This is a genomic window from Aquabacterium sp. T101, assembly GCF_057219775.1.
Genome location: NZ_JBXVVZ010000004.1, coordinates 293,527 through 318,527, shown reverse-complemented (window position 1 = coordinate 318,527; position 25,001 = coordinate 293,527). Strand labels below are relative to the sequence as shown.

Genomic DNA, 25,001 nt, shown 5'->3' with positions numbered 1-25,001 from the left:
GACGGTTCGGTGGGGGTTCGGTGTGCGGGCTCAGCGGGCGGCCAGCGCCGCCTCGATGTCGCGCCGGATCGCGTCGGGCTCCTCGTTGGGCGCGTAGCGGCGGATCACCTTGCCGTCGCGGCCGACGAGGAACTTGGTGAAGTTCCACTTCACCGTCTCGCTGCCGAGCACGCCCGGCGCCGAGCTCTTGAGCCAGGCCCACAGCGGGTCCGCGCTGGTGCCGTTGACGTCCACCTTGGCCATCATCGGGAAGCTGACGCCGTAGTTCATCTCGCAGAACGAGGCGATCTCGTCGTTGCTGCCCGGGTCCTGCGCACCGAACTGGTTGCACGGGAAGCCCACCACCACCAGGCCGCGGTCGCGGTAGTCGTCCCACAGCTTCTCCAGGCCCTTGAACTGCGGCGTGAAGCCGCAGGCGCTGGCGGTGTTGACGATCAGGAACACGCTGCCGCGCTTGGCCGCGAAGTCGGCACGCCGCCCCGCGATCGAGACGGACGAGAAGTCGTACAGGGTGCGATCGGGCATGGCGGAACCTCCAGGTTGTGCAGAGCGACGCGCCGCACCACGGCGCACGGTGGGCGATCCTATCGCCTGGGCGCGGGACCCCGCCTTCTAGGGGTGCCTGCGCGTTGACACTCCCGCGGCCGGCGCCGAACATCCGGGCCCGTCTCGGGCCCACAGGCTCGGGGTTTTCCCTTGGATCTTTTCCCTTGAACGACGGCGACCTGACCTCGGGGCCTGCCCCCGCGGCCTATCGCGTGATGCTGCTCGGATTCGGTGAGTTCGAGCGCCACGCCCTGGCTTCCTACCTGCGCCTGTCGGGCACGCGCGAGCCTGCCTACACCCAGGTGACCACCCTCCCCGAGGCCGACTTCGTGATCGCCGACGCCGACCATGCCGGCGCGATCGACGAGGTGGCCGGCGCCGACCGCGTGGCCGACACGGTGTTCATCGGCTCGCTGGCGCCCGACGGCGCGCTGGCCTGGGCCATGCGGCCGATCGACCCGCTGCAGGTGTTCCGCGAGCTCGACGCGGCCGTCGGCCTGCGCCGCAGCGGCGAAGCACCCGCGGGCGACCGACCCGGCCACGAAGGGCCGGCGACCACGTCGCCGGGCGACCTCGACGGGCCGATGCGGCGCGCCGGCGACACCACCCCGCCCACCGCGGCGCTGGTGGTCGACGACAGCGAGATCGCGCTGCGCTTCCTGCAGCGCCAGCTCAACACCATCGGGCTGCGCACCGAGACGGCGTCGAACAGCAAGCAGGCGCTGCAGCTGCTGGCGCAGCAGCGCTTCGACGTGGTGTTCCTCGACGTGGACCTGGGCCCGACGTCCGAGATGGACGGCCTGGCGCTGTGCCAGCAGCTCAAGTCCGCGCCGCGCGCGCCCGGCACCGGCCTCGCGCCCAAGGTGCTGATGGTGTCGGCCCACAACAGCCCCACCGACCGCGTGCGCGGCACCTTCGCCGGCTGCGACGCCTACCTCGCCAAGCCGCTGGAAGACGAACTGCTGCGGCGCCAGCTGCGCCAGCTCGGCCTGCTGCCGGACCTGCCCACCAAGCGCAGCCTGCGCAAGCGCCGCGACGGCGGCAGCAGCAGCGCACCGGACGCCTGAATCGCGCCGGCCTGCGCTAGGGTGCCCGATGCTCCCGGGCCGCCAGCAGCGCGGCCCCGACGATGGCCGCGCCGCCCGCGGCCAGCCGGGCGTCGAGCGTGCCGGCGCCAAGCGCCAGCGCCGACACGCTGGCGAACAGCACCTCGGTCAGCATGATCACCGCGGTGGCATTGGCGGGCAGCCGCGCCGCGCCGTACTGCAGCGACAGGTTGGCCACCAGGAAGGCCGCGCCCATGGCGAGCGCACCGGCGATCCAGCCGAAGGCCGGCGCCGGCAGGCCGGGCACGCGGCCCTGCATCGACAGCACGGTGGCCAGCACGGCAGCCACCAGCGCGCCACCGAAGAACATCGCCATCGCACGCGCACCTTCGGAGCGCGCCGCCTCGCGGCGCAGCATCACGTTGTTCAGCGCGAAGGCGAAGCCGCCGAGCACGCCGAGGAATTCCGGCAGCGTGCGCGGCACGGGCCAGCCGCCGCCCTCGGGCCACAGGATCACCATCGCCCCGCCCAGCGCCAGCGCCACGCGCAGCAGCGCCGACCGGGTCAGCCGCTCGTGCAGCAGCAGCCGCGCCAGCAGCACGGCCCACAGCGGCATCAGGTAGAACAGCAGCACCACCCGCACCACGTCGCCGATGGTGACGGCCCAGTTGAACGCGGCATTGGTCGTGCCCGACGCCACCACCAGCACCCACAGCGCCGGATGCGCCAGCACCTCGCGCCAGGCCCGCGGCCACCAGCACGCCAGCGCCACCACCGCCACGAGGTAGATCATGGCCGTGGCCGCCAGTGGATGCAGCCCCGCCTGCTCGAGCTGGCGGAACGGCCACCAGCTCACGCCCCAGACAAAGGCATTGACGACCAGCGCCAGCGCCGGCCCCACCGCCTGCCCGCGCCCCGTCACACCGTCACCAGCAGCGCCCCCTCGAGGGGCAGCGATCGCAGGCGACGTGGGGGCACCATCGCGCGCCCGCCCGGCCGCCCGAAGGGCGCGCACGCCCCCTCGGGGGGCTGCGACCGCAGGGAGCGTGGGGGCACCATCACGCGCCCGCCCGGCCGCCCGAAGGGCGCGCGCGCCCCCTCGGGGGGCAGCGACCGCAGGGAGCGTGGGGGCACGTCAATGATCCGAGCGCGCGATGGCGAGCAGGCGCTCGACTTCGTCCCGGTGCTGCACGCAGTTGCGCGCATGCCAGCGGCGGATGATCTCCATCGTGCCGGCCACGACGATGCCGAAGATGGTGATCGCGCCGAAGGCCGACATGCCGAACTTGGTCAGCGCCACATAGAACGCGCCGAGGCCCAGGATGCAGGCCTGCTCGTTGAAGTTCTGCACCGCGATCGAGCGGCCGGCGCCCATGAGGTTGTGGCCGCGGTGCTGCAGCAGCGCGTTCATCGGCACCACGAGATAGCCGCCGATGGCCCCCAGCAGGATGAGGAAGGGCGCGGCCACCCACACGTCGGAGATGACGTTCATCAGGATGACCAGCAGGCCCATGCCGATGCCCAGCGGGATCACGCTGGTGGCGCGGTCGAGCTTCATCCACACCGACGCGATGATGGCGCCGGCCGCGGTGCCCAGCGCCACCACGCCCACCAGGCTCGACGCCTGGGTGGTGGTGTAGCCCAGCGCGGCCGCGGCCCAGGCCAGCACGATGTAGCGCAGGTTGCCCGACACACCCCAGAACAGCGTGGTGGTGGCCAGCGAGATCTGGCCCAGCTTGTCGCCCCACAGCCGGCCGTTGCACTGGGAGAAGTCGCGCACCAGCGCCAGCGGTCGGTCCATCGGCAGCAGCGCCGCCTCGGTGCGCGGGATGTACAGGTTGAACAGCGCCGCAACCACGTACAGCAGCACCATCGACGCGATCGCCGCCTCGGGGCCGGTGTCGATGCCGGTGTCCACCATCGGCAGGTCGATGCCCAGCAGCATCGGCGCGATGTGCGGGCCGATCAGCTGGCCGCCCAGCAGCACGCCCAGGATGATCGACGCGATGGTCAGGCCCTCGATCCAGCCATTGGCCTTGACCAGCTGCGACGGCGGCAGCAGCTCGGTGAGGATGCCGTACTTGGCCGGCGAGTAGGCCGCCGCCCCCAGGCCCACCACCGCGTAGGCGGCCAGCGGATGGGTGCCGAACAGCATCATCAGGCAGCCCACGACCTTGATGCTGTTCGACACGAACATCACCTTGCCCTTGGGCAGCGCGTCGGCGAAGGCGCCGACGAAGGGCGCCAGCACGACGTAGAACAGGGCGAACATCGGCACCAGCGCGGCACGCTGCCACTCGGGGGCGCCACTGGTGCGCAGCAGCTCGACGGCGGCCACGAACAACGCGTTGTCGGCCAGCGAGCTGAAGAACTGCGCCGACATGATCGTGTAGAAGCCTCGTTTCATGCGCGGCGCAACGACGTGTCTCCGTGTGCAGCCCGGAACGGGCAGGCGCCCCGGTCAAGCAAGGCGCGCCGGGTTATAGCACGGGCTCCGCACGGCAAAATGGCACGATGCCTCGCCCGATCGAAGCGCTGATCCACAGCGACGCCTTCCTGCACAACCTGGCACGGGTGCGCGACTGCGCGCCGGACGCCCGCGTCTGGGCCGTGGTCAAGGCCAACGCCTATGGCCACGGCATCGAGCGCGCCTTCGACGGCCTGCGCGGCGCCGACGGCTTCGCGCTGCTCGACCTGGCCGAGGCCGAGCGCGTGCGCGCGCTGGGCTGGCGCGGCCCGGTGCTGCTGCTCGAGGGCGTGTTCGAGCCGCGCGACCTGGAGCTGTGCTCGCGCCTGGACCTGTGGCACACGGTGCACTGCAGCGAGCAGATCGACTGGCTGGCCGCGCACAAGACCCAGCTGCCGCACCGCGTGTTCCTCAAGCTCAACAGCGGCATGAACCGCCTGGGCTTCCGGCCCGAGGCCTTCCGTGCCGCCTGGGCGCGGCTGGACGCGCTGCCGCAGGTGGGCGAGATCTCGCTGATGACCCACTTCGCCGATGCCGACGCCGACCCGGCCAGCGGCCGTGGCATCGACGCCGCGCTGGCGGCGTTCGACACCGCCACGGCGGGCCTGCCCGGCGAGCGCAGCCTGGCCAACAGCGCCGCCACGCTGCGCCACCGCCTGCCCCGCGTGGCCGGCGACTGGGTGCGCCCGGGCATCATGGTCTACGGCAGCGCGCCGGACTTCCCCCAGCACGACATCGCCCACTGGCAGCTGCGCCCGACGATGACGCTGCGCACGCGGCTGATCGCGGTGCAGCACCTGGCGGCCGGCGACCGCGTGGGTTACGGCAGCGCGTTCACCGCCGACGCGCCGATGCGCATCGGCATCGCCGCCTGCGGCTATGCCGACGGCTACCCGCGCCTGGCGCCCACCGGCACGCCGGTGCTGGTGGACGGCCTGCGCACGCGCACCGTCGGCCGGGTCAGCATGGACATGCTGACGCTGGACCTGAGCGTGGCGCCGCAGGCCGGCGTGGGCAGCGAGGTCACGCTGTGGGGCGAGGGCCCGCATGGCACGCGGCTGGCGATCGACGAAGTGGCCCAGGCCGCGGGCACGCTCGGCTACGAGCTGATGTGCGCGCTGGCGCCGCGGGTGCCGGTGCGCACGGTCGGTACATGACGGACCATGCCGTCGCGCGGGCCGTCCGCGCGGACCTGATCTCGCGTCGATGGCTGCGCCTGCATTGCACGCTGATCGGCCTGCTGACGCTGGCGACCGCCTGGGCGACGTCAGGGTTGCTGATGAACGCCGGCGTGGACTCGCTGGCAGCGCGCTATGCGATGGCCTTCGGTGCCGCCTATGCCACCCTGCTGGTGCTGCTCTATCTCTGGGCCCGCTGGCTGCTGTCCCGAGACGAAGGCGACTCGCCGGGCGACCTGGGCGGCGGCGGGGGCGGCGGCTCGAAGCACGAGGCGCCGACGATGCGCTCCGGCGAAGGCGGCGACTTCGGGGGTGGCGGCGGTGGTGGCGGGTTCGACGCGCCGGAGCTGCCCTCGTCCGCCGCCGAGGCGGCCGCGGACGCGGCCGGCCCCGCACTCGAGGCGCTCGGTGCAGCCGACGAGCTGGCGTTGGTGCTGGTGCCGCTGGCCGTGGTGGTCGGCGTGGCGGTCGCCGTCGGCACCGCCCTGGGCTTCGTGGTGTTCGGGCTGTTTGGCGTGGAGGTGCTGCTGGCCGTGGCGGTGGAGATCGCGCTGGCTTCGGCGGCCGGAGCGCTGGCCTACAAGGCGGGACGCGAAGGCTGGCTGGCCGCGGCCTGGGCCCGCACGCGCGTCGCCGCCGCGGTGGCCCTGGCGGTCCTGGTGGCGATCGGCCTGGCGATCGACCTGTGGATGCCCTCGGCGCGCAGCCTGCCGCAGGCCCTGCAGCAGATCCGCACGGAAGCGCCGCGGTGACGGCGTCGCGGTCGCCCCTGGTGCGTCCGGCCGAAGTGAGCTTCACCGCGGTGCGCGCGCAGGGCGCGGGCGGGCAGAACGTCAACAAGGTGTCGAGCGCGGCGCACCTGCGCTTCGACGTGCGCGCCTCGTCGCTGCCCGAGGACGTGAAGGCGCGCCTGTTGGCGCTGGGCGACTCGCGTCTCACCGACGAGGGCGTGGTGGTGATCAAGTCGCAGGTGCACCGCAGCCTGGAGATGAACCGCGCCGACGCGCTGGCGCGCCTGGAGGCGCTGGTGCAGTCGGTGGCCCGGCCGCCGCGCGTGCGCCGCGCCACGAAGCCCACGCGCGCCTCGAAGGAGCGCCGCCTGCAGGGCAAGGCGATCCGCTCGGGCGTCAAGGCGCTGCGCGGCCGTCCCGGCGACTGACCCGCCGGGCCCGGCGGCGCCAGCGACAATGCCCCGCATGGCGCGCGACAAGACCGAGTTCACCTGCAGCGAGTGCGGCACCACCAGCCCGAAATGGCTCGGCAAGTGCCCGGGCTGCGGCGCGTGGAACACGCTGGTCGAGGGTGTGGCCGAGGCGCAGGGCGGCGCGCGGCACCGCTTCCAGGCCCTGGCCAAAAGCGCGCCGGTGGCCACGCTGGCCGAGATCGAGGCCAGCGACGTGATGCGCACGCCCACGGGCCAGGACGAGCTCGACCGCGTGCTCGGCGGCGGCATCGTGCCCGGTGGCGTGGTGCTGATCGGCGGCGACCCCGGCATCGGCAAAAGCACGCTGCTGCTGCAGGCGGCCGATGCGCTGTCGCAGCGCATGCCGGTGCTGTACGTCAGCGGCGAGGAGAGCGGCGCCCAGACCGCGCTGCGCGCGCGCCGCCTCGGCCTGGATGGCTCCAAGGTGCGGGTGCTGGCGGAGATCCAGCTCGAGAAGATCCTCGCCACGCTGGAGGCCGAGGCGCCGGCCTTCTGCGTCATCGACTCGATCCAGACGCTCTACTCCGACCAGCTCACCTCCGCGCCGGGCTCGGTGGCGCAGGTGCGCGAGTGCGCCGCGCAGCTCACGCGCACGGCCAAGGCGCGCGGCATCGCCATCGTGCTGGTGGGCCATGTCACCAAGGAAGGTTCGCTGGCTGGCCCGCGCGTGCTGGAGCACATCGTCGACACGGTGCTGTACTTCGAGGGCGACACGCATTCGAGCTTCCGCCTCGTGCGCGCCATCAAGAACCGCTTCGGCGCGGTCAACGAGATCGGCGTGTTCGCGATGACCGAGCGTGGCCTCAAGGGCGTGAGCAACCCGAGCGCCATCTTCCTGTCCACCCATGGCGAGCCGGTGCCCGGCGCCTGCGTGCTGGTCACGCTGGAAGGCACGCGACCGCTGCTGGTGGAGGTGCAGGCCCTGGTGGACAGCGGCGGCCCGAGCCCGCGGCGCCTGTCGGTGGGCCTGGACCGCGACCGGCTGGCGATGCTGCTGGCGGTGCTGCACCGCCATGCAGGCGTGGCCTGCCTGGACCAGGACGTGTTCGTCAACGCGGTGGGCGGCGTGCGCATCAGCGAGCCGGCGGCCGACCTGGCGGTGATGCTGGCCATCCAGGGCAGCCTGCGCGGCCGGCCGTTGCCGCGCGGCTTCTTCGCCTTCGGCGAGGTCGGGCTGGCCGGCGAGGTGCGGCCCGCGCCGCGCGGGCAGGAGCGGCTGAAGGAAGCCGCCAAGCTCGGCTTCTCGGTGGCGCTGGTGCCCAAGGCCAACGCCCCCAAGCGGCCGATCGAGGGGCTGACCGTGCATGCGGTCGACCGGGTGGACGAGGCGATGGACGTGGTGAGGGGGCTGTAGCCGATGGATGCGCGCGTGGGATGGCTGCTGGCGCTGGCGGCGCTGGCGGCGGGATGGTGGAGCTACGGCTGGAAGGGCATCGTGCTCGCGCTGACCGTCATCACGTTCTGGCTGCTGCTGCAGTTCAGCCGCACGGTGCGGCTGCTGCGCCAGGCGGCGCAGGCGCCGATCGGGCACGTGAACAGCGCCGTGATGCTGCACTCGAAGGTGCGCGCCGGCATGCCGCTGGCCGACGTGATCCGGCTGGCCGGCAGCCTGGGCCGCAAGACCGCCGACGCGCCCGAGACCTTCGTCTGGACCGATGCCGGCGACGTGTCGGTGGAGGTGGTGCTGGACAACGGCCGCTGCAGCCGGTGGCAGCTGCTGCGGCCGGAAGGCCGCGCCGACGCGGATGCGGTCAGCCCCGGCGGCGACGCGCCATGAAGCCCAGCGCAGCCAGGCCGGCGAGCATCAGGACGTAGGCGCTCGGCTCGGGCACCGACGACGGCAGCGCCACCTCGGCGGCACCGGCCACGGCGGCGGCCGGCATGGCCATCAGCGCCGGCGCGGTGCCGGTGGACAGCGCCAGCGGCACACCGCCGCCCGCGGCCTCGAAGGTGGGCGCGCGCAGCAGGTCCACCGCCGGCAGCCCCTCGGACGGGTCGGCGGCGGCGGCCGCGATGGCGGCGAACGACACACCCGGCGCGCAGGGCGCCTCGGCCCGGGCGATGCAGTCGAACGACCCCGTCACCTGGGCCGCGGCGAAGCCGGGCACCAAGGCCAGCGCGGTGGCCGCAGCAAGGCGGGCGAGGGTCGTGTTCATGGGGAAAACGATTCTGAACCTGTGACAAGACGTGTGTGGGGTTGCACCCCCCCGCGAACCGGGGGTCGGCCCTGCACGGCCCCTAGAATTCAGCCTCCCTGCCCTGCCCTGGAGTGACCCATGTCGATGCACGACCGCGACGGAAAGATCTGGATGGACGGCCAGCTCGTCGACTGGCGCGACGCCAAGATCCATGTCCTGTCGCACACCCTGCATTACGGCTGCGGCGCTTTCGAGGGAGTGCGCGCTTACAACGCGCAGGGCGGCACGGCGATCTTCCGGCTGCGCGAGCACACCGAACGCCTGTTCAACAGCGCCAAGATCCTGCGCATGAAGATCCCCTTCACCGTCGACGAGGTGATGGCGGCGCAGCGCGCGGTGGTGAAGGCCAACGGTCTGGAAAGCTGTTACATCCGGCCGCTGACCTGGATCGGCTCCGAGCGGCTGGGCGTCTCGCCCAAGGGCAACACCATCCACCTGATGGTGGCGGCCTGGTCCTGGGGCGCCTACCTCGGCGAGGAAGGCCTCAAGCGCGGCATCCGCGTCAAGACCTCGAGCTACACGCGCCACCACGTCAACATCACGATGACGCAGGCCAAGGCGGTGTCGAACTACACCAACTCGATCCTGGCCAACATGGAAGCCACCGACGACGGCTACGACGAGGCCCTGCTGCTGGACCCGTCGGGCTTCGTCAGCGAGGGCGCGGGCGAGAACCTGTTCGTCATCAAGGGCGGGGTGGTCTACACGCCCGACCTGTCGGCCGGCGCGCTCAACGGCATCACGCGCAACACCGTGACCCACATCTGCGCCGACCTGGGCCTGAGGCTGGTGGAAAAGCGCATCACGCGCGACGAGGTCTACATCGCCGACGAGGCCTTCTTCACCGGCACCGCGGCCGAGGTGACGCCGATCCGCGAACTCGACCGCGTGGAGATCGGCCGCGGCTCGCGCGGGCCGATCACCGAGAAGATCCAGGCCGCCTTCTTCGACATCGTCAACGGCCGCAACCCCAAGTACGCCGAATGGCTGGACCGCGTCTGATGGCTACCGACACCCCCACCTCCGCCGCCCGCGACACCGTCGTCGTGCAGGCCTCCGACCTGCACGGCCCCGGCGTCGTGTTCTGCCCGAACCCGAAGATGGCGCTGTGGAGCAACCATCCGCGCGTCTTCCTGGACGTGGCCACGACCGGCGAGGCGCGCTGCCCCTACTGCGGCACGCACTACCGCCTGGCCGGCGGCGCAGTGCGCAGCGGCCACTGACCCCCTGCCCTTGAACGCACCGAGCGCGCCCGACTGGACCGCGCTCGCGCATCGGGCGCTGTTGCATCAGGCCTCGCGCGGCGACTCGCTGAAGTCGCTGGTGCTGCTGCGCCGCCACGTGGTGGCGGCCGGACGCGCCGCGGCGCTGGGCTGGCGCGCCGACGACGGCAGCGTCGCCTGGCTCGAGTCGGCGCCGCCGCCGCCGTCCACCGCCGCGGCGCAGGCGCGTGCCGCCACCGCCACGGCAGGCTTCGAGGCCGACGGCCACTGGTGGCTGCCGCTGGACCACCTGGCCGAGCGCGTGGGCGTGCTGTGCGTGCAGGGCGCGCCGGGCGACCGGCTCAACGACTTCGAGCCGCTGTGCGCCACCGCCGCGGCCCTGGTGACACTGGTGCGGCGCGGCAGCGACCACCCGGCGCGGGCCCAGGCCGAGACGATCAAGGCCGCGCTGCGCGGCGCCGGCACCTTCGTCTGGGAGTGGGACCCGATCACCGACGAGCTGGCCGACATCGACGAGGGCTACGCGATGCTCGGCTATGCGGCCGACGCCTTCCGCCCGACGCAGGCGAGCTGGAACCGGCTGATCCACCCCGACGACCTGGACGCCAACGACGCCGCCTACCTTCGCCACGCACGCGGCGAGACCCCGCACTACGAGCACACCTACCGCGCGCTGGCAGCCGACGGCTCATGGCGCTGGATCCACGAGCGCGGGCGCATCGTCGAGCGCGCCGTGGACGGTTCGCCGCGGCGCATGCTCGGCACGCAGACCGATGTGACGCTGCAGCGCAAGCTGGAGGCCAGCGCCTCGTCGGCGACGCAGCGCCTGGAGCTGATCGCGCGCAACGTGCCCGGCGTGCTGTACCAGTTCATGCTCAGCGCCGACGGCGAGCGCGGCTGGTTCCCCTACGTGAGCGAGCGCTGCGAGGCGCTGTTCGGCGTGCCGCACGACGCGCTCACGGGCGACGCGGCGCAGCTGTTCCGGCTGGTGGACCCGGCCCACCGCGAGCGCGTGTCGGCCCAGATCGCGCTGTCGGCCGAACACGGCACGCCGTGGCGCAGCGAGTTCCCGGTGCGCCGTCGCGACGGCCAGGTGCGCTGGATCCTCGGCACGTCCTCGCCGCGCCGCGAGCCCGACGGCTCCACCTCGTGGTTCGGCTACATGGCCGACGTGACGGACCTGCGCGAGCTCGAGGCCGCGTCGCGCGACAAGGCCGCGGCCGAGGCCGCCAGCCGCGCCAAGACCGAGTTCCTGTCGCGCATGAGCCACGAGCTGCGCACGCCGCTGAACGCCGTGCTCGGCTTCTCGCAGCTGCTGGAGATGGCGCGCGAGCCGGCGCTGGCCGACCCGCACCGGCGCCACGTGCGCCTGATCCGCGATGCCGGCGAGCACCTGCTGTCGATGATCGGCGACCTGCTGGACCTGACCCGCATCGAGTCCGGTCAGCTCGCGCTGCAGATCGAGGCCGTGGCGCTGCTGCCGGCACAGCAGGAGAGCCTGGCGCTGGTGCAGGCCCAGGCCGACGCGGCCGGGCTGCGGGTGCACAGCCACCTCGACGCCACGCACCGCGTGCAGGCCGACCGCACGCGGCTCAAGCAGGTGCTGCTGAACCTGCTGTCCAACGCGGTCAAGTACAACCGGCCGGGCGGCAGCGTCACGCTGTCGGCACGCATCGAGGGGCCGCTGCTGCGGCTGGACGTCACCGACACCGGCGTGGGCATCGCCGACGAGCATCTGCGCCGGCTGTTCGAGCCGTTCCAGCGCGGCGCGCACCAGGCCAGCACGATCGAGGGCACCGGCATCGGTCTGGCGGTGTCGCGCTCGCTGGCGCTGTCGATGGGCGGCCGCATCGATGTGCGCAGCCGCGAGGGCGAAGGCTCCGTGTTCAGCCTGCTGCTGCCCGCGGCCTGAGCGGCGCGGCAGCGGGCCGCGTCCCTACAATCGCTCGCATGTCGCAAGCCAAAGCCCGCACCGCCGCCCTGCTGGCCTCGGCCGACGACGTCGAGGCGCAGTTCTACGAGGCGCTGGCCAGCGGCGACATCGAGCGCCTGATGGCGCTGTGGTCCGACGACGACGAGGTGGCCTGCGTGCATCCCGGCGGGCCGCGCGTCGTCGGCCATGCCGCGGTGCGCGCGAGCTTCGAGGCGATCTTCGCCAACGGCGCGATCCCGGTGCGGCCGCACAAGGTGCAGCGGGTCGAGGCCGGCAGCGCCTCCGTGCACCACGTGATCGAGCGCGTGGACATCGCCACCGCCGAGGGCCCCCAGACGGCCTGGGTGCTGGCCACCAACGTGTACTTCAAGACCGCGCTGGGCTGGCGCCTGGTGCTGCACCACGGCAGCCCGGGCTCGCTGCGCGAGCCTCAGGAGGCGGTCGCCGAGGCGCCGTCCACGCTGCACTGATGCAGGGCCCCGCGCCCGCCCTGCGCTACCGCGCGCCGGCCTGGCTGCCGGGCGGCCATGCGCAGACGATCTGGCCGGCGCTGGTGTCGCGCCGCTTCTCCGGCCCCGCGCCGGTGTACGAGCGCGAGCGCTGGACCACCCCCGACGGCGACTTCATCGACGTGGACTTCCAGCGCGCGGCGCGACCGGACGCGCCCTGGCTGGTGCTGTTCCACGGCCTGGAGGGCTCGTCGCGCAGCCAGTACGCCGAGGGCTTCGCGCGCGAGGCCGCCGCCGCGGGGATGCACTACGCCGTGCCGCACTTCCGCGGCTGCTCGGGCGAGCTGAACCTGGCGCCGCGGGCCTACCACTCCGGCGACTACGAGGAGATCGGCTGGATCCTCGGCCGGCTGCGCGAGCGCGCCGCGGCGCCGCTGCGCGTGGCCGGCGTCTCGCTCGGCGGCAACGCGCTGCTGCGCTGGGCGCAGGAAGCCGGCGACAGCGCCGCGCGCACGGCCGCCGCGGTGGCGGCCATCTGCTCGCCGATCGACCTGGCCGCGGGCGGGCGGGCCATCGGTCAAGGCTTCTCGCGCCTGACCTACACCCGCATGTTCCTGGCCACGATGAAGCCACGCGCGCTGGAACGCCTGCAGCGCCACCCCGGCCTGTTCGACGCCGAGCGCATGCGCGCCGTGCGCGACCTGTACGAGTTCGACAACCTGTTCACCGCGCCGCTGCACGGCTTCCGCGACACGGAGGACTACTGGGCGCGCGCGTCGGCCAAGCCGCACCTGCACCGCATCCGCATCCCGGCGCTGGTGCTCAACGCGCGCAACGACCCGTTCGTGCCGGCCTGGAGCCTGCCGTCGCAGGCCGAGGTGGGGCCGCATGTCACGCTGTGGCAGCCCGCGCACGGCGGCCACGTGGGCTTTCCCGGCGGCGCGCCGCCGGGCCACGTGCAGACGATGCCGCGCGCCGTGCTCGGCTGGTTGCGCCACGCCGCCGGCTAGCCCAGCATCGCGGCCATGGACCCGATCGTCGAAGCCGCGCTGCGCAAGTGGCCCCACGTGCCGGACTGCCACGGCTGGCTGGCGCTCGACGCGCGCGGCGACTGGTACATGCGCGACGACCGCGTGCAGGCGGCAGGGCCCTTCCCGCGCGTCAAGGGCAGTCGCATCGACCACGACAAGCTGCGCGCCTTCATCGGGCGCAACTACGCGCGCGCCGACGACGGCGCCTGGTTCTTCCAGAACGGGCCGCAGCGCGTGTGGGTGGAGCTGGAAGCCGCGCCGCACGTCTGGCGCATCGCGCCGCACGACCTGTCGGTGGCCAGCCATGCCGGCCATCCCGCGCAAGTGATCTCGGCCTGGATCGACCAACACGACCGGCTGTTCCTGCACACCGACATCGGCCTGGGCCTGGTGCACAGCCAGGACATGGTGGACGCCGCGCGCGCGGTGGACGCCGGGCTGTGGCAACCCGAGCCGATCCGCTTCGCCGACATGGCCGCGCGCTTCGGCCATGTGCTCAGCCCCGCGGCGGCGCACGCGGCACGCACGACGCGCCCATGAAAAAGCCGGCCCGCGGGCCGGCTCGTCAGGACCGCGGCCGGGGCTACTTGACCGTGCTCACCATGTAGGCGACGACGGCCTTGATGTCGGCGTCCGACGCCGCCATCGCGCCGCCCTTGGGCGGCATCGCGCCCTTGCCCTTGATGACGCTGGCGGTCAGGCCGTCGACGCCGGCGGCCAGGCGCGGCGCCCAGGCGGCCTTGTCGCCCAGCTTCGGCGCACCGGCCACGCCGGCCGCATGGCAGGCCAGGCAGGCCTGGCCGTACAGCGCCGGGGCGGTGCCGGCCGGCGCGGCAGCTGCCGCCGGGGCCGCGGCGGTCACGGCCGCGGCAGGCGCCGCCGGAGCGGCAGCCGGCGCGGGCGCCGGGGCGGCGGTCGCCGCCGGGGCCGCCGCAGCGGCCGCGCCTGCGGCCGCAGGCAGCTTGGGTTCGTCGAACTTGGCGCCGGACTGGTTGGCGAGGTAGACCACCGCGCGGCCGATCTCCACGTCGCTGAAGTCGCCGCCGCCTTGCGCGCCCATGCTGCCCTTGCCCTTGAGGGCCGAGGTCAGCAGCGCCTCGTAGCCGGTCTTGATGCGCGGGCCCCAGGCCGCGGCGTCGCCGAGCTTGGGCGCGCCCGCCGCGCCGCTGGCATGGCAGGCCACGCACTGAGCGGCATAGACCTGCTCGCCGGTCTTCAGCGACGACGGGTCGGACGCGTCCTTGATCTCCACCCGGCCCACCGGCTGGATGCGCTGCGCCACCGCCTCGGCCGACAGGCCGTCGCTGCCGGCCGCGGGCTTCTTGTCCGCCGTGACGAACTTGACGAGCAGGATGATCGCGATGATGGGCACCACGAAGGACAGCGTGACGGCCCAGATGAGCTGCTTGGGCGTCTTGATCGGGCCTTCGTGCGGCAGGTCGTGGTCGTCGTGAGCTTGGCTCATGGGCGTCTCGTGTCGGGTGCGCGGGGGCAGAAAAAACGAAGCGTGCCGGGGCACGCGTGGGGCGTCGGATTATAGCGAGGGGTCCCGCGCCCCCCGGGGCCACCCCGGCCCGCCCGCTAGAATCGCCCCCTCGCGCCCGTAGCTCAGTGGATAGAGTATTGGCCTCCGAAGCCAAGGGCCGCTGGTTCGATTCCAGCCGGGCGCGCCATGGGCCGGGCGTTGTCCGGCCAGTGTCACGGCGCCGCCACCGGCGCCCGCACCACGCCCGTGGCCTCCAGCGCGGAGGCCGCCCGCAGCACGAGATCCTCGCGCCAGGGCGCGGCCACGATCTGCACGCCGATCGGCAGTGCCGGGTCGGCCCCCCACACCGGCACGGTGCACACGGGCAGCCCGATGCTCGACAGCGGCTGCGTCAGCAGGCCCATGCTGGCGCGCAACGGCAGGCGCTGCCCGTCCAGCTCGAGCCACTCGGCGCCGATCGGCGTGGCGGCGCAGGGCGTGGCCGGCGCCAGCAGCAGGTCGTGGTGCTCGAACAGCCGCGCGGCTTCCAGCGCGGCGACGCGGCGCGCCCGCTGCGCGCGCGCCACCCAGGCCGCGGGCAGCAGCGCCCCGGCGATGAAGCGGTCGCGCGACAGCGGTTCGAAGTCGTGCGCCCGGCGCCGCAGGTCGGGCAGGTGCAGCGCGCCGCCCTCGGCATTGGTCACCAGGAACGCCGCCGCGCGCGCCACCGCCGCATGCTCGAACACCACGCGCTCGCGCGCGCCCAGCGCGTCGGCCACCGCCTGCACCGCGGCCCGCGCCGCCGGCGTGGCCCAGCGCTCGAAGTGCCCGCCGAGCACGGCCACGCGCAGCCCGCGCGAACCCGCGTCCAGCGCCGGCGCCACGGGCTCGGCCGGCCGCGGCACGCAGCCCGGGTCGCCGGCGTCGTGGCCCTGCATCGCGTCGTAGGCCAGGGCGAGGTCCGCCGCCGAGCGGGCGAACGGGCCGAGATGGTCGAGGCTGGAGACGAACGGGTAGCTGCCGGTGCGCGGCAGCCGGCCGAAGGTGGGCTTGAGGCCGAACACGCCGCACAACGACGCCGGCACGCGGATCGAGCCATTGGTGTCCGAGCCCAGCGTCAGCGGCACCTGGCCGGCGGCCACCGCCGCGCCCGAGCCGCCGGACGAGCCGCCGGCGATGCGCGTCGTGTCGTGCGGGTTGCGCGTCGGGCCCTCGTGCGAGTTCTCGGTGGTGAAGCCGTACGCGTACTCGTCCATGTTGAGCGCGCCCACCAGTACCGCGCCCGCGGCCTCCAGGCGCTGCACCAGCAGCGCGTCGCGCGCGGCCGGGGCGCTGTCGCGCTCGATCTTCGAGCCCGCCAGCGTGCGCAGCCCGCGCACGTCGAACAGGTTCTTCACCGCGAAGGGCACGCCGGCCAGCGGCAGGTGGCGCAGCGCCGCGCCCTGCGCGTCCAGCGCGGCGGCGCGCGCCAGCGCGCGCTCGGCCAGCACGTCGGTGAAGGCATTGACGCGGCCGTCAGTGACGGCGATGCGTTCCAGGCTGGCACGCACCAGCGCGGCCACGCCGACGCTGCCGGCACGCACCGCCGACGCCACGGAGGCCGCGTCGCGCGCGAGCAGCGCCGCGGCGTCGACCTGCGCGCCGGCACTCATCGGTCGGGCACGAAGTTGACCGCGCTGTCGTCGTGCGGCGACAGCGGCAGCGCCTCCAGTTCGGCGGCGAAGCCCGACGCCAGCACCAGGTAGCGCAGCACGCCGGGCCGGTGCTCCGGCGCCACCGGCAGGTCCAGCGCCGCCGCCGCGGCGTCGAGCCAGGCTTCGGCCTGGGCCGGGGTCAGCGCAGCCACGGCATCCCCGCGTCAGTGGGCCGGTTTGGTGCGAGGGAATCCATGCACCGGACCGGAGCACGACGCGTGCCAGCGACGGGCCGCCGCCGCGGCCCGCGGCGCGCCGCTGCCGCTCAGATCAGGGCGTAGTCGCGCTCGCCGAACAGGTCGACGCCGCACTCGAGCTGCTCGACCCAGTCGATGAACTGGCCCACCGCCGCACCGGCCAGCGGCGCGCCGTGCTGGGGCACGATCATCTCGATGGGCAGCGGGCGCACCATCCGGGCCCACAGGCGCAGGATCTTGCGGCTGACCATGTAGCGGCGGTGGAAGCCTTCCATCGCCGGCAGCATCGGCGCCAGCTCGGTGGCGATGCGCGTGGGGTCCACGCCGATGGACACGCCCAGGTCGCCGGTGAACAGGATCCGGCTGGCCGGGTCCCAGAAGTGGAAGTTGCCCTCGGCGTGCAGGAAGTGCGCCGGCAGCGCCACGATGTCGTGGCGGCCGACGCGGATGCGCAGGCCGGCGTCGGGGATGCCGATGACGCGGCCCTCGGTCTTGCCCGGCTTGCAGAAGTGGGGGATGAAGCGCTCCCACACCTTCGAGATGTAGACCGGCGCCTCGGTGGCGGTCATCCAGCGGTCGAGCGCGGCGATGATGTCCGGGTCGGCGTGCGAGGCGAGGATCGCCGACAGCCTGTGCGGCGCAAAATGCTTCGTCATGCCGACGAACAGGTCGTTGTACGCGAGGTTGCCGCCGGGCTCGAGCACGGCCCCGGTGCCGTCGTCGACGATCAGGAACTGGTTGGCCTGCACGGCGTCGCGCCGCTCGCCCATGTCGCTGAACATCAGGCAGCGGTGGCCGTCGGCGTCGTACAGGGTCAGCGGCATGGCGGCACTCCGGGGTGATGGTCGCGCCGCAGTGTGTCGAGCCCCGGCCGGCGGACGCTTGCGGCGGCGCAAGGCGGGCGCGTGCGCCGCGCGCGCGCTGTGCAATGGTTCACGCCGGGCGGAGGTGCCGCGGTGCGCGTGATCGGCGTCAAGGTCAAGCCCGGCGCGCGGCGCAACGCGGTGACCGAGCAGCCCGACGGCACCTGGCTGGTGGAGGTGACCGCGCCGCCGGTGGACGGTGCGGCCAACGACGCCGTGGTGCGCGCGCTGGCCGGCCATTTCGGCCTGCGCCGGGCGCAGGTGCGGATCCGCACGGGCGCCAGTTCGCGCCTGAAGCGGGTGGAGTTGGACGACTAGCGCAGGTCGCCGGACTCGCCTTCGCAGATCACATCGTGCAGTTGCAGCGCGGTGTCGAGCACCACGAGGTCGGCCCAGGCGCCGGGCACGAGGGCGCCGCGGTCGGCGAGACCGAGGTGCTGCGCGGCATGGGTGGACACGCGGCGCACCGCGTCGGGCAGCGGCAGTGCCAGCGGGCCGACGAGGTTGCGCAGCGCCTCGTCCATGGTGAGCGTGCTGCCGGCCAGCGTGCCGTCGGCCAGGCGCACCGCGCCCAGGCAGCGCTGCACGCGCTGGCCGCCGAGCCAGTACTCGCCGTCAGGCATCGACGCGGCGGCGGTGGAGTCGGTGACGCAGTACAGGCCGGGGATCGCGCGCAGCGCCGCACGCACCGCGCCCGGGTGCACGTGCAGCAGGTCGGGGATCAGCTCGGCGCGCTCGGCGTGCGCCAGCGCCGCGCCAGCCATGCCCGGCGCGCGGTGGTGCAGCCCGCTCATCGCGTTGAACAGGTGCGTGAAGCCGGCCGCGCCCTGCGCCAGCGCGGCGCAGGCCTGCTCGTAGCTGGCATTGCCGTGGCCGAGCTGCACCCGGATGCCCGCGGCCACCAGCGCGACGATCGCCTCCATCGCGCCGGGCAGTTCCGGCGCCAGCGTCACCACGCGCAGCGGCGCGATCGCCTGCAGCGCGAGGATCTCGTCGGCCGACGGCAGCACGGCCTGCGGCGGCTGCGCGCCGAGCCGGTCCGGGCTGATGTAGGGGCCTTCCAGATGCACGCCGAGCACGCGCGCGGCCCCGGGCGTGCGCGCGCGGCAGGCCGGCGCGATGCCGGCCAGCGCGGCGCGCACGCGCGCCAACGGTGCGGTCATCGTGGTGGCCAGCAGCGCGGTGGTGCCGTGGCGCCGGTGCGTGCGCGCCACCACGTCCAGCGCCGCCGGATCGTCGGCGGCCTGCATCGTGTCGGCGCCGCCGCCGCCGTGCACATGCAGGTCGACGAATCCGGGCAGCACCAGCGGCAGCGCGGCGTCGCGCCAGGCGTCGCCGGGCAGCGGTGTGCCCTCCACCGCCGCGATCCGCTCGCCGTCGACCACGATGCGGCCGCGCAGCACGCCCCCGGGCGCGACCACGAGGCCTTCGACGACGCGTCGCGCGGCGCTCACGGGCGCTGGCGCCCCGCGGCGTGCAGCGGCCGCGGGCTGGGCTCGGCGAAGTAGAACCACTCGTGCCCCGGCAGCGCCGATTCGTCGGGGAACACGATGCGGCCGGCGCGCGGCGCGCGCCAGACGCTGCCGTCGGCGCGCTCGGCCACCGGCTCGCCGGCGGCCACCGCGTCGAAGCTGGCCCAGGGGCGCACGAAGCGGTCGCGCGCGTCGTCGCGGTCGACCACCGTGGCCAGCTGCAGCCGCTCGAAGCGGCGCGCCGGTGGCGCCAGCGGCAGCGGCGCCAGGCCGAGCAGCGCCACCGCCTGGTGGATGGCGCGGTGGCCGACGTCCGGCGCGGCGGGGTCGTCGTGGCTGCCGCATTCCAGCGTGACGCCGTAGCCGCCCTGCGAGCGCATGTACTCGGTGGTGCCGATGCCGTAGCTCGCGTCGCCGTCCTCGCCGCCCTCGCCGGCGGGCACGCCGCGCGCGCGGCGCCGCGCCACGCCGGCGGCGTAGGCCGTCATCCAGCCGTCGACGACGCGCGTCGGGCCCAGGTGCGCGGCCAGGCGCGCCTCGGCCGCTGCGTGCGCGAAAGGCTCCAGCGGGCCGTCGTTGTCGGCCGGGCCGCGCAGGATGAAGGGCTCGCCGCGGCCGCGGAAGGAATGCAGGTCGAGCAGCACGTCGTGCGCCGCGAGCCACGGGCACAGCAGGTTGGCGATGCGGTCCTCGAACTCGCGCGGCGCGGCGCTGGGCAGCAGGCGGCGGTTGAGGTTGCGCTGCCCCATGCGGGTGCCCTGCGCATAGGCCAGCGGGTTGGCCACCGGCACCAGGGTCAGCGCGCCGCGCCGCACCTGCCAGCGCCCGGCGTCGAGTTCGACGCGCACGCGCTCGATCGCGCGCGTGCCGCAGGTCTCGTTGCCATGCACGGCGCCGAGCACGATCAGGCGCGGGCCGGGTTCGAGGCCGGCGTAGTGGTGGGCTTGAAGCATCGGTGTCGTCGGCACGGTGGAAGACGTCATTGCAGCACGTCCTGCTCCAGCGTCAGCGTGCCGGCCGCCGCGTCGAGCGTGGCCTGCACGCCCAGCGGCAGCGGGCGGTTCGGCCGCCCGTGGCCGGCGGGCCAGCCGGCCAGCACCGGCCGGCCGGTGGCCTGCAGGTGCTCACGCAGCACGGGGCCTGCGTCGGCCGCGCCGCTGAAGCGGCCCACCACGAAGCCCGCCGCCGCATCGAGCGCGCCGGCCAGGCGCAGCTGCAGCAGCAGCCGGTCCACGCGGTAGGGCGGCTCGTCGATGTCCTCCAGGAACAGCAGCGCGCCGCGCAGGTCGGGCGCCCACGGCGTGCCCTGCAGCGCCGCCAGCAGGCACAGGTTGCCGCCGACGAGGCGCCCACGCGCGGTGCCCGGCACGCGCCACGCGTCGGCGGCGAGCGCGGGCGCCAGCACCGTGCCGCGCGGCAGCGGCTGCATCAGGCTGGCGAACAGCGCGTCGGCATCGTCGCGCGCCGCGTCGTCGAGCAGGTCCGACGCGGGCATCGGCGCGTGCCAGCCCGGCAGGCCGGCGCGGTCGCGCAGCGCGTGCAGCGCGGTGGCGTCGCTGTAGCCGAGAAAGGGCTTGTGCGCCGCCGCGCGCAGCACGTCGGGGTCGATGGCGGGCAGCAGGCGCAGGCTGCCGTGGCCGCCGCGCAGGCACCACACCGCCTGCACCTCGGCGTCGGCGAAGGCGGCGTGCAGGTCGGCGCTGCGCTGCGCGTCGGGCGCGGCCAGGAAGTCGTGGTGCGGATGCGTCGCGTGGCAGCCGGGAAACAGCCGCGCGCGCAGGCCGTGGCGCGCCAGCAGCGCAGGCACGCGGTCGGCCTGGCCCGGCGCCGCCGGCCCCGAGGGCGCGACGATGCCCACGAGGTCGCCCGCGCGCAGGTGGCGTTGCGTCGGCAGGCTCATCGCGGTGCCGACAGCACGGCCCAGGTGTCGCCGTCGGCGGCGTCGAGCAGCCGCGCGGCCTGCGCCACGTCCACGTCGCGGTCGATCGCGACGATGGCGGTCTTGACGTGCCAGCCGCACTGCGCGAGCACGTCGCGCGCGCGCTCGGGGGTGCAGCCGGTGGCCAGCACGGTCAGGCGCTCGGCGCGCGCGATCAGCTTGGCGTTGCTCGCGCGCAGGTCCACCATCAGGTTGCCGAACACCTTGTGCAGCCGCACCATCAGCGCGCTGCTCAGCGTGTTGAGCGCGATCTTCTGCGCCGTGCCGGCCTTCAGCCGGGTGGAGCCCGAGATCACCTCGGCGCCCGTGTCCAGCGTGATGCCCACCTCGGCCGCGGCGGCCAGCGGCGAGCCGGGGTTGCTGGCGATGCCGATGGTCAGTGCGCCGCAGGCCCGCGCATGCTGCAGCGCGCCCAGCACGTAGGGCGTGCGGCCCGATGCGGCCACGCAGATCACCACGTCGTGCTCGGCCGGGCCCAGGCGGTGCAGGTCCTCGGCGGCCTGCGACGCGTCGTCCTCGGCGCCTTCCACCGCCACGTACATCGCCGGGTCGCCGCCGGCCATCAGCGCGCGCGCGCGCTCGGCCGGCCAGCCGAAGGTGGGGCCCAGCTCCACCGCGTCGAGCACGCCCAGGCGCCCGCTGGTGCCGGCGCCGACGTAGATCAGGCGCCCGCCGGCGCGCAGGCGCGGCAGCGCGGCGTCCACCGCGCGCGCGATGTCGGGCACCGCGGCGCGCACGGCGGCGGCGGCCAGCGCCTGGTCGTCGACGAAGGCCGCCACGAGATCGGGCGTGGCGTAGCGGTCCAGCCGCGGGTGGCGCGCGTCGGCGTTCTCGGTCCCGGGAGTCGGCGGCTCGTCACGCATGGGCGCATCCTGCCGCAAACCGCGCGCGCCGGTCGTGACCGGATGCCGCGGCCGGGATTCAGGGCGCGCCGTCGGCCAGCCACTGCACGAGGCGGGCCGAGTCCTCGGCGCTCAGCCGCTCGTGCGCGTTGACATGGTCGGCGATGGCGCCCGTGCGCAGCTTCTCGGCGCGGTCGCGCAGGGCGTCGGGCTGCGCCTTCAGCGGCGCATAGCGCTCGGCCAGCTGCGCGAAGGTGGCCACGTTCTTCTTCGGCGTGCGGTTGGAGTGGCAGCCGAGGCAGCCCTTGTCGGCCGCGAGCTGGGCGTCGGCTCGCGCCGGCAGGCTGCCGCCCAGCATGACGAAGGCCGCCACGAGGGCGGCCAGGCAAGTCCGGCCCGAAGGCCCGCGGGTCAGGGGCATGAGCCGATCTGACCACGGCGGCCGGCGACCGGCCCTGCGCCGGCGCAAGGGCGGCGCCCGCGCAGCCGCGTCAGAAGCTTTCCCAGTCGTCGTTGCCGGCCTTGGCCAGGTCGGGCGGCGGGGGGCTGGCGGCCGGCGTCTTGTCGCGCGCCTCGCCGAAGGCCGGGCGCGTGACGTTGGTGGCGCGGTTGGGGCCGCGCCGCTCGACCGCCGGCTTGCCCGGGGACGCAGCGGCGGGCGCGGCGGCGGCCGTGGCCGGCGCGGGCGCGGGCGCAGGACGTGCCACCGGGGCGGGCGCGGCCGACACCACGGCACGGTGCGCATCGTGGGCCAGCTTGAACACGGCCACGGCCTGCAGCAGCTCGCCGGCCTGCTTGCGCATGCTCTCGGCGGCGGCGGCACTCTGCTCCACCAGCGCGGCGTTCTGCTGCGTGGCCTGGTCCATCTGGGCGACGGCCTGGCCCACCTGCGACACGCCGCTGCTCTGCTCGCTGCTGGCCGAGCTGATCTCGCCCACGATGTCGGTCACGCGCTGGATCGACTTGACGATCTCGTCCATCGTCACGCCGGCGCGGTCCACCAGGGCGGTGCCGGTCTCCACGCGCTCGACGCTGGCCGTGATCAGGCCCTTGATCTCCTTGGCGGCCTCGGCGCTGCGCTGCGCCAGGCTGCGCACCTCGCCGGCCACGACGGCGAAGCCGCGGCCCTGCTCGCCGGCGCGCGCGGCCTCGACCGCGGCGTTGAGCGCGAGGATATTGGTCTGGAACGCGATCGCATCGATGGTGCCGATGATGTCGCCGATCTTGCGCGACGCGTCCTGGATGCCCTTCATGGTCTGCACGACCTGGCCCACCACCTCGCCGCCCTGCACCGCCACCTGCGACGCGCCGCGCGCGAGCTGGTTGGCCTGCTGGGCGTTGTCGGCGTTGTTGCGCACGGTCGAGCCCAGCTCGTCCATCGTGGCAGCGGTCTGCTGCAGCGCGGCAGCCTGCTGCTCGGTGCGGCGCGACAGGTCCTGGTTGCCGTCGGCGATCTGGGCGCTGGCGGTGGCCACGTTCTCGGAGCCGGCACGCACGCTGCTCACGGCGCGGGCCAGGCTCTCCTGCATCGCGTGCAGCTGCGCCATCAGGCTGGTCCGGTCGCCCGGGCGCAGCGCGATGGGCGTGCTCAGGTCGCCCGCGGCCACGGCGCGCGCCACGTCGGCCGCGCGGGCGGGCTCGCCGCCGAGCTGGCCGAGCAGGCGCCGGCTGTACAGCCACGCCATCACGAAACCGAAGCCCAGGCTCAGGGCCACCAGCCCCGCCAGCGCCTTGATCGCCAGCGTGTAGATCGTCTCGGTGCGGGCGGCGGACTCTTGGCCGTCCTCGAGCAGGTGCTTCCACAGCACGTCGATCGCGGCCAGCACCTCGTCGCCGGCCGTGGCGGCGGCGCCGTCGCTGACGTCGGCGGCGTCGGCCTGGCTGCCTTCGCGGCCGAACTTCACCACCTTCTGCTGCCAGCCCTTGTACTCCCCCCAGGCCTTGGCCATCTTCTCCAGCCGCGGCCGATCCTCGTCGTCGGCCAGCTTGCCCAGGCCGTCGACCGAGGCCTGGAAGGCCTTGGCCGCCTCGGCCATCTTGTCCTCGTACTCGGACAGGTAGGACTTGTCGGTGGCGCGGCTGTGCTTCTGCTCGAAGGTGCGCGACTCCAGCACCGCGGTGCGGGCGCCGGCCAGGAAGCTCACTGCGGGCAGGCTCTTGTCGGCCAGCGACCGGGCCTCGACATGGACGCGCTGCAGTCCGACCAGCCCGACCGCGCCGACGATGGCCGTCAGCGCCAGGATCAGGCCGAACGCGCCGAACAGCTGCGCGCGGGTGCTGAGAGCGGACACAAGCCGCCCGATGCCAGGGATTGTTTTCATGGGGAGCGCTTTCGATCAGGGCGCAGCCGCCACGAAGGCGGCCGCGGAATGGCGGACCGGCTTACTTCTTGTGGCCGATGTAGGTCACGCCGATGATCTGGCCCTTGGCGTCCTTGATCGGGTTGTAGCAGGCGTCGAACGCGGTGCCGAGCACGTCGATCGGGCCGCAGTACTGCTGGCCCTTGCTCACCGCGGCATAGGCGGCATTGCGCGCGAGCTGGGTGCCCACGCCGCGCTTGCCCTCGGGCGTCAGCACGTTGGTGGACACGCGCACGAACTCGTCGCCGTCCTTGACGAACACCGTGGCGGTGGCGCTGTGCGCCTTGCGGATCGCGTCCACCACGTCGTAGTTGTTGTTGATCTTGCGGTCGCCGTAGTAGATGGCGGCCACTTCCTTGTCGCCGGCCTTGTCCTTGCCCTCCAGGCGCGGCGCGCCGATCTTGGCCAGCCGCGCATCGAGGTCGGCGATGGTGGCCTTGGGGTCGTAGGCCTGGGCCTGGGCGCCATTGGCCAGGCCCATCAGCGCGGCAGCGGCCAGCGCGAGCGGGAACTTCTTCATGTCGGGGTCCTTTCGACGGGTTGACTGACGAACGCCGGAGGCGCTGCCACGCCCGGCCGGTATGGAGGGCGCATGCCTCGGATTTTTCGGCGCGGGCGCGCCGGACTAAATGGTGAACAGACGGTAAACGGGCCGGCAGATCGCCGGAGAAGCGGGCTTCGTGGCGAAAACTGCCCGGCCGGAGTGGTTGACGCATCGATTTGGTGCGGGCACAGTCGCGCCCTCGACCTTGTTCCACTCGCCACAGGAGGCCGCCATGACCGTCAAGGACCCTGCCCGCCCCGTGGCTCGCTGCGCCCCGCGCCTGCTCTAAGCGCGCTTCCCGACGCCGTCCGGCGTGTCCGTGGGACCGTGACCGAGCCTGGTCGCGGCCA

Annotated in this window: 28 protein-coding genes and 1 tRNA gene; 14 read left to right on the top strand and 15 right to left on the bottom strand. The window is 74.0% G+C overall.

Annotated elements, in window-relative coordinates:
- Window positions 1-30 precede the first annotated feature (30 nt).
- Window positions 31-525, bottom strand: a complete 495-nt coding sequence (locus tag AC2EAQ_RS13155) for a glutathione peroxidase (protein ID WP_484644648.1) — start codon at window positions 523-525, stop codon at window positions 31-33.
- 185 nt (window positions 526-710) lie between these two features.
- Between AC2EAQ_RS13155 and AC2EAQ_RS13150 the strand changes: the two genes are divergently transcribed.
- Window positions 711-1,613: a response regulator gene (locus AC2EAQ_RS13150; protein ID WP_484644647.1), complete on the top strand. Its 903-nt coding sequence runs from the start codon at window positions 711-713 to the stop codon at window positions 1,611-1,613.
- Between the two features lie 16 nt (window positions 1,614-1,629).
- Here AC2EAQ_RS13150 and AC2EAQ_RS13145 read toward each other — a convergent pair whose 3' ends face one another.
- A complete protein-coding gene (locus AC2EAQ_RS13145) occupies window positions 1,630-2,514 on the bottom strand; it encodes a DMT family transporter (protein ID WP_484644645.1) in 885 nt (294 codons plus the stop codon).
- 213 nt (window positions 2,515-2,727) lie between these two features.
- The gene (gene lplT, locus AC2EAQ_RS13140; RefSeq protein ID WP_484644642.1) at window positions 2,728-3,999 is read right to left on the bottom strand and encodes a lysophospholipid transporter LplT; all 1,272 of its coding nucleotides are present in this window, start codon (window positions 3,997-3,999) and stop codon (window positions 2,728-2,730) included.
- A 107-nt stretch (window positions 4,000-4,106) separates the two neighbouring features.
- Here lplT and alr point away from each other — a divergent pair, with 107 nt between their 5' ends.
- Genes alr through AC2EAQ_RS13115 form a run of 5 tightly spaced genes read left to right on the top strand, consistent with a single transcriptional unit; the run spans window position 4,107 to window position 8,218 of the window.
- Entirely contained in the window at window positions 4,107-5,216 is a 1,110-nt protein-coding gene (alr, locus tag AC2EAQ_RS13135) for an alanine racemase (protein ID WP_484644640.1), read from the top strand.
- Window positions 5,213-5,989, top strand: a complete 777-nt coding sequence (locus tag AC2EAQ_RS13130) for a hypothetical protein (RefSeq protein WP_484644638.1) — start codon at window positions 5,213-5,215, stop codon at window positions 5,987-5,989. Before alr ends, AC2EAQ_RS13130 begins: the two co-directional genes overlap by 4 nt.
- On the top strand, window positions 5,986-6,396 hold the full coding sequence (gene arfB / locus AC2EAQ_RS13125; RefSeq protein WP_484644636.1) for an alternative ribosome rescue aminoacyl-tRNA hydrolase ArfB: 411 nt from the start codon (window positions 5,986-5,988) through the stop codon (window positions 6,394-6,396). Before AC2EAQ_RS13130 ends, arfB begins: the two co-directional genes overlap by 4 nt.
- 37 nt (window positions 6,397-6,433) lie before the next feature.
- The gene (gene radA, locus AC2EAQ_RS13120) at window positions 6,434-7,795 is read left to right on the top strand and encodes a DNA repair protein RadA (protein ID WP_484644633.1); all 1,362 of its coding nucleotides are present in this window, start codon (window positions 6,434-6,436) and stop codon (window positions 7,793-7,795) included.
- 3 nt (window positions 7,796-7,798) lie between these two features.
- On the top strand, window positions 7,799-8,218 hold the full coding sequence (locus tag AC2EAQ_RS13115; protein ID WP_484644630.1) for a hypothetical protein: 420 nt from the start codon (window positions 7,799-7,801) through the stop codon (window positions 8,216-8,218).
- On the opposite strand, the gene AC2EAQ_RS13110 is transcribed toward AC2EAQ_RS13115, so the two are convergent.
- A complete protein-coding gene (locus AC2EAQ_RS13110) occupies window positions 8,193-8,597 on the bottom strand; it encodes a PEP-CTERM sorting domain-containing protein (RefSeq protein ID WP_484644628.1) in 405 nt (134 codons plus the stop codon). The two genes, AC2EAQ_RS13115 and AC2EAQ_RS13110, sit on opposite strands and share 26 nt — an antisense overlap.
- Before the next feature lie 120 nt (window positions 8,598-8,717).
- Between AC2EAQ_RS13110 and AC2EAQ_RS13105 the strand changes: the two genes are divergently transcribed.
- The 6 genes from AC2EAQ_RS13105 to AC2EAQ_RS13080 are packed head-to-tail and all read left to right on the top strand — an operon-like array spanning window position 8,718 to window position 13,815.
- Entirely contained in the window at window positions 8,718-9,641 is a 924-nt protein-coding gene (locus AC2EAQ_RS13105) for a branched-chain amino acid transaminase (protein WP_484644624.1), read from the top strand.
- Window positions 9,641-9,862: a zinc-finger domain-containing protein gene (locus AC2EAQ_RS13100; RefSeq protein ID WP_484644621.1), complete on the top strand. Its 222-nt coding sequence runs from the start codon at window positions 9,641-9,643 to the stop codon at window positions 9,860-9,862. Before AC2EAQ_RS13105 ends, AC2EAQ_RS13100 begins: the two co-directional genes overlap by 1 nt.
- Window positions 9,863-9,872: 10 nt before the next feature.
- On the top strand, window positions 9,873-11,774 hold the full coding sequence (locus AC2EAQ_RS13095; RefSeq protein ID WP_484644619.1) for a PAS domain-containing sensor histidine kinase: 1,902 nt from the start codon (window positions 9,873-9,875) through the stop codon (window positions 11,772-11,774).
- Window positions 11,775-11,812: 38 nt separating this feature from the next.
- Window positions 11,813-12,265 carry a YybH family protein gene (locus tag AC2EAQ_RS13090; RefSeq protein ID WP_484644616.1) on the top strand — a complete coding sequence of 151 codons (453 nt, stop codon included), beginning with the start codon at window positions 11,813-11,815 and terminating at the stop codon, window positions 12,263-12,265.
- Window positions 12,265-13,254: a YheT family hydrolase gene (locus AC2EAQ_RS13085; RefSeq protein WP_484644614.1), complete on the top strand. Its 990-nt coding sequence runs from the start codon at window positions 12,265-12,267 to the stop codon at window positions 13,252-13,254. Before AC2EAQ_RS13090 ends, AC2EAQ_RS13085 begins: the two co-directional genes overlap by 1 nt.
- Before the next feature lie 15 nt (window positions 13,255-13,269).
- The gene (locus AC2EAQ_RS13080; RefSeq protein ID WP_484644612.1) at window positions 13,270-13,815 is read left to right on the top strand and encodes a DUF2946 family protein; all 546 of its coding nucleotides are present in this window, start codon (window positions 13,270-13,272) and stop codon (window positions 13,813-13,815) included.
- A gap of 43 nt (window positions 13,816-13,858) precedes the next feature.
- On the opposite strand, the gene AC2EAQ_RS13075 is transcribed toward AC2EAQ_RS13080, so the two are convergent.
- The gene (locus AC2EAQ_RS13075) at window positions 13,859-14,740 is read right to left on the bottom strand and encodes a c-type cytochrome (protein WP_484644609.1); all 882 of its coding nucleotides are present in this window, start codon (window positions 14,738-14,740) and stop codon (window positions 13,859-13,861) included.
- A gap of 132 nt (window positions 14,741-14,872) precedes the next feature.
- Here AC2EAQ_RS13075 and AC2EAQ_RS13070 point away from each other — a divergent pair.
- A tRNA-Arg gene (locus AC2EAQ_RS13070) sits at window positions 14,873-14,948 on the top strand.
- A gap of 25 nt (window positions 14,949-14,973) precedes the next feature.
- Here the strand turns inward: AC2EAQ_RS13070 and AC2EAQ_RS13065 are convergent.
- From AC2EAQ_RS13065 to AC2EAQ_RS13055, 3 genes are all read right to left on the bottom strand, one after another.
- Complete coding sequence (locus AC2EAQ_RS13065; protein ID WP_484644607.1) at window positions 14,974-16,392, bottom strand: AtzE family amidohydrolase; 1,419 nt, start codon at window positions 16,390-16,392, stop codon at window positions 14,974-14,976.
- Window positions 16,389-16,586: an AtzG-like protein gene (locus AC2EAQ_RS13060; RefSeq protein ID WP_484644605.1), complete on the bottom strand. Its 198-nt coding sequence runs from the start codon at window positions 16,584-16,586 to the stop codon at window positions 16,389-16,391. The genes AC2EAQ_RS13065 and AC2EAQ_RS13060 overlap by 4 nt, the downstream gene beginning before the upstream one ends.
- 113 nt (window positions 16,587-16,699) lie before the next feature.
- Window positions 16,700-17,455 (bottom strand): oxygen-binding di-iron domain-containing protein, encoded by a 756-nt coding sequence (locus AC2EAQ_RS13055; protein WP_484644601.1) that lies wholly within the window; start codon window positions 17,453-17,455, stop codon window positions 16,700-16,702.
- 81 nt (window positions 17,456-17,536) lie between these two features.
- Between AC2EAQ_RS13055 and AC2EAQ_RS13050 the strand changes: the two genes are divergently transcribed.
- Entirely contained in the window at window positions 17,537-17,812 is a 276-nt protein-coding gene (locus AC2EAQ_RS13050) for a DUF167 domain-containing protein (protein ID WP_484644597.1), read from the top strand.
- On the opposite strand, the gene nagA is transcribed toward AC2EAQ_RS13050, so the two are convergent.
- The 7 genes from nagA to AC2EAQ_RS13015 all read right to left on the bottom strand — a co-directional run bounded on the left by nagA (window position 17,809) and on the right by AC2EAQ_RS13015 (window position 24,627).
- Complete coding sequence (gene nagA / locus AC2EAQ_RS13045) at window positions 17,809-18,948, bottom strand: N-acetylglucosamine-6-phosphate deacetylase (RefSeq protein ID WP_484644595.1); 1,140 nt, start codon at window positions 18,946-18,948, stop codon at window positions 17,809-17,811. The two genes, AC2EAQ_RS13050 and nagA, sit on opposite strands and share 4 nt — an antisense overlap.
- On the bottom strand, window positions 18,945-19,949 hold the full coding sequence (locus AC2EAQ_RS13040) for a M14 family metallopeptidase (RefSeq protein WP_484644593.1): 1,005 nt from the start codon (window positions 19,947-19,949) through the stop codon (window positions 18,945-18,947). The genes nagA and AC2EAQ_RS13040 overlap by 4 nt, the downstream gene beginning before the upstream one ends.
- The gene (locus tag AC2EAQ_RS13035) at window positions 19,946-20,866 is read right to left on the bottom strand and encodes a S66 peptidase family protein (protein ID WP_484644591.1); all 921 of its coding nucleotides are present in this window, start codon (window positions 20,864-20,866) and stop codon (window positions 19,946-19,948) included. The genes AC2EAQ_RS13040 and AC2EAQ_RS13035 overlap by 4 nt, the downstream gene beginning before the upstream one ends.
- Complete coding sequence (gene murQ / locus AC2EAQ_RS13030) at window positions 20,863-21,768, bottom strand: N-acetylmuramic acid 6-phosphate etherase (RefSeq protein ID WP_484644588.1); 906 nt, start codon at window positions 21,766-21,768, stop codon at window positions 20,863-20,865. The genes AC2EAQ_RS13035 and murQ overlap by 4 nt, the downstream gene beginning before the upstream one ends.
- A 58-nt stretch (window positions 21,769-21,826) precedes the next feature.
- Window positions 21,827-22,168 carry a c-type cytochrome gene (locus AC2EAQ_RS13025; RefSeq protein WP_484644586.1) on the bottom strand — a complete coding sequence of 114 codons (342 nt, stop codon included), beginning with the start codon at window positions 22,166-22,168 and terminating at the stop codon, window positions 21,827-21,829.
- A 70-nt stretch (window positions 22,169-22,238) separates the two neighbouring features.
- A complete protein-coding gene (locus tag AC2EAQ_RS13020) occupies window positions 22,239-24,068 on the bottom strand; it encodes a methyl-accepting chemotaxis protein (RefSeq protein WP_484644584.1) in 1,830 nt (609 codons plus the stop codon).
- Between the two features lie 61 nt (window positions 24,069-24,129).
- Window positions 24,130-24,627, bottom strand: a complete 498-nt coding sequence (locus AC2EAQ_RS13015) for a Cache 3/Cache 2 fusion domain-containing protein (RefSeq protein WP_484644582.1) — start codon at window positions 24,625-24,627, stop codon at window positions 24,130-24,132.
- Window positions 24,628-25,001: the final 374 nt, after the last annotated feature.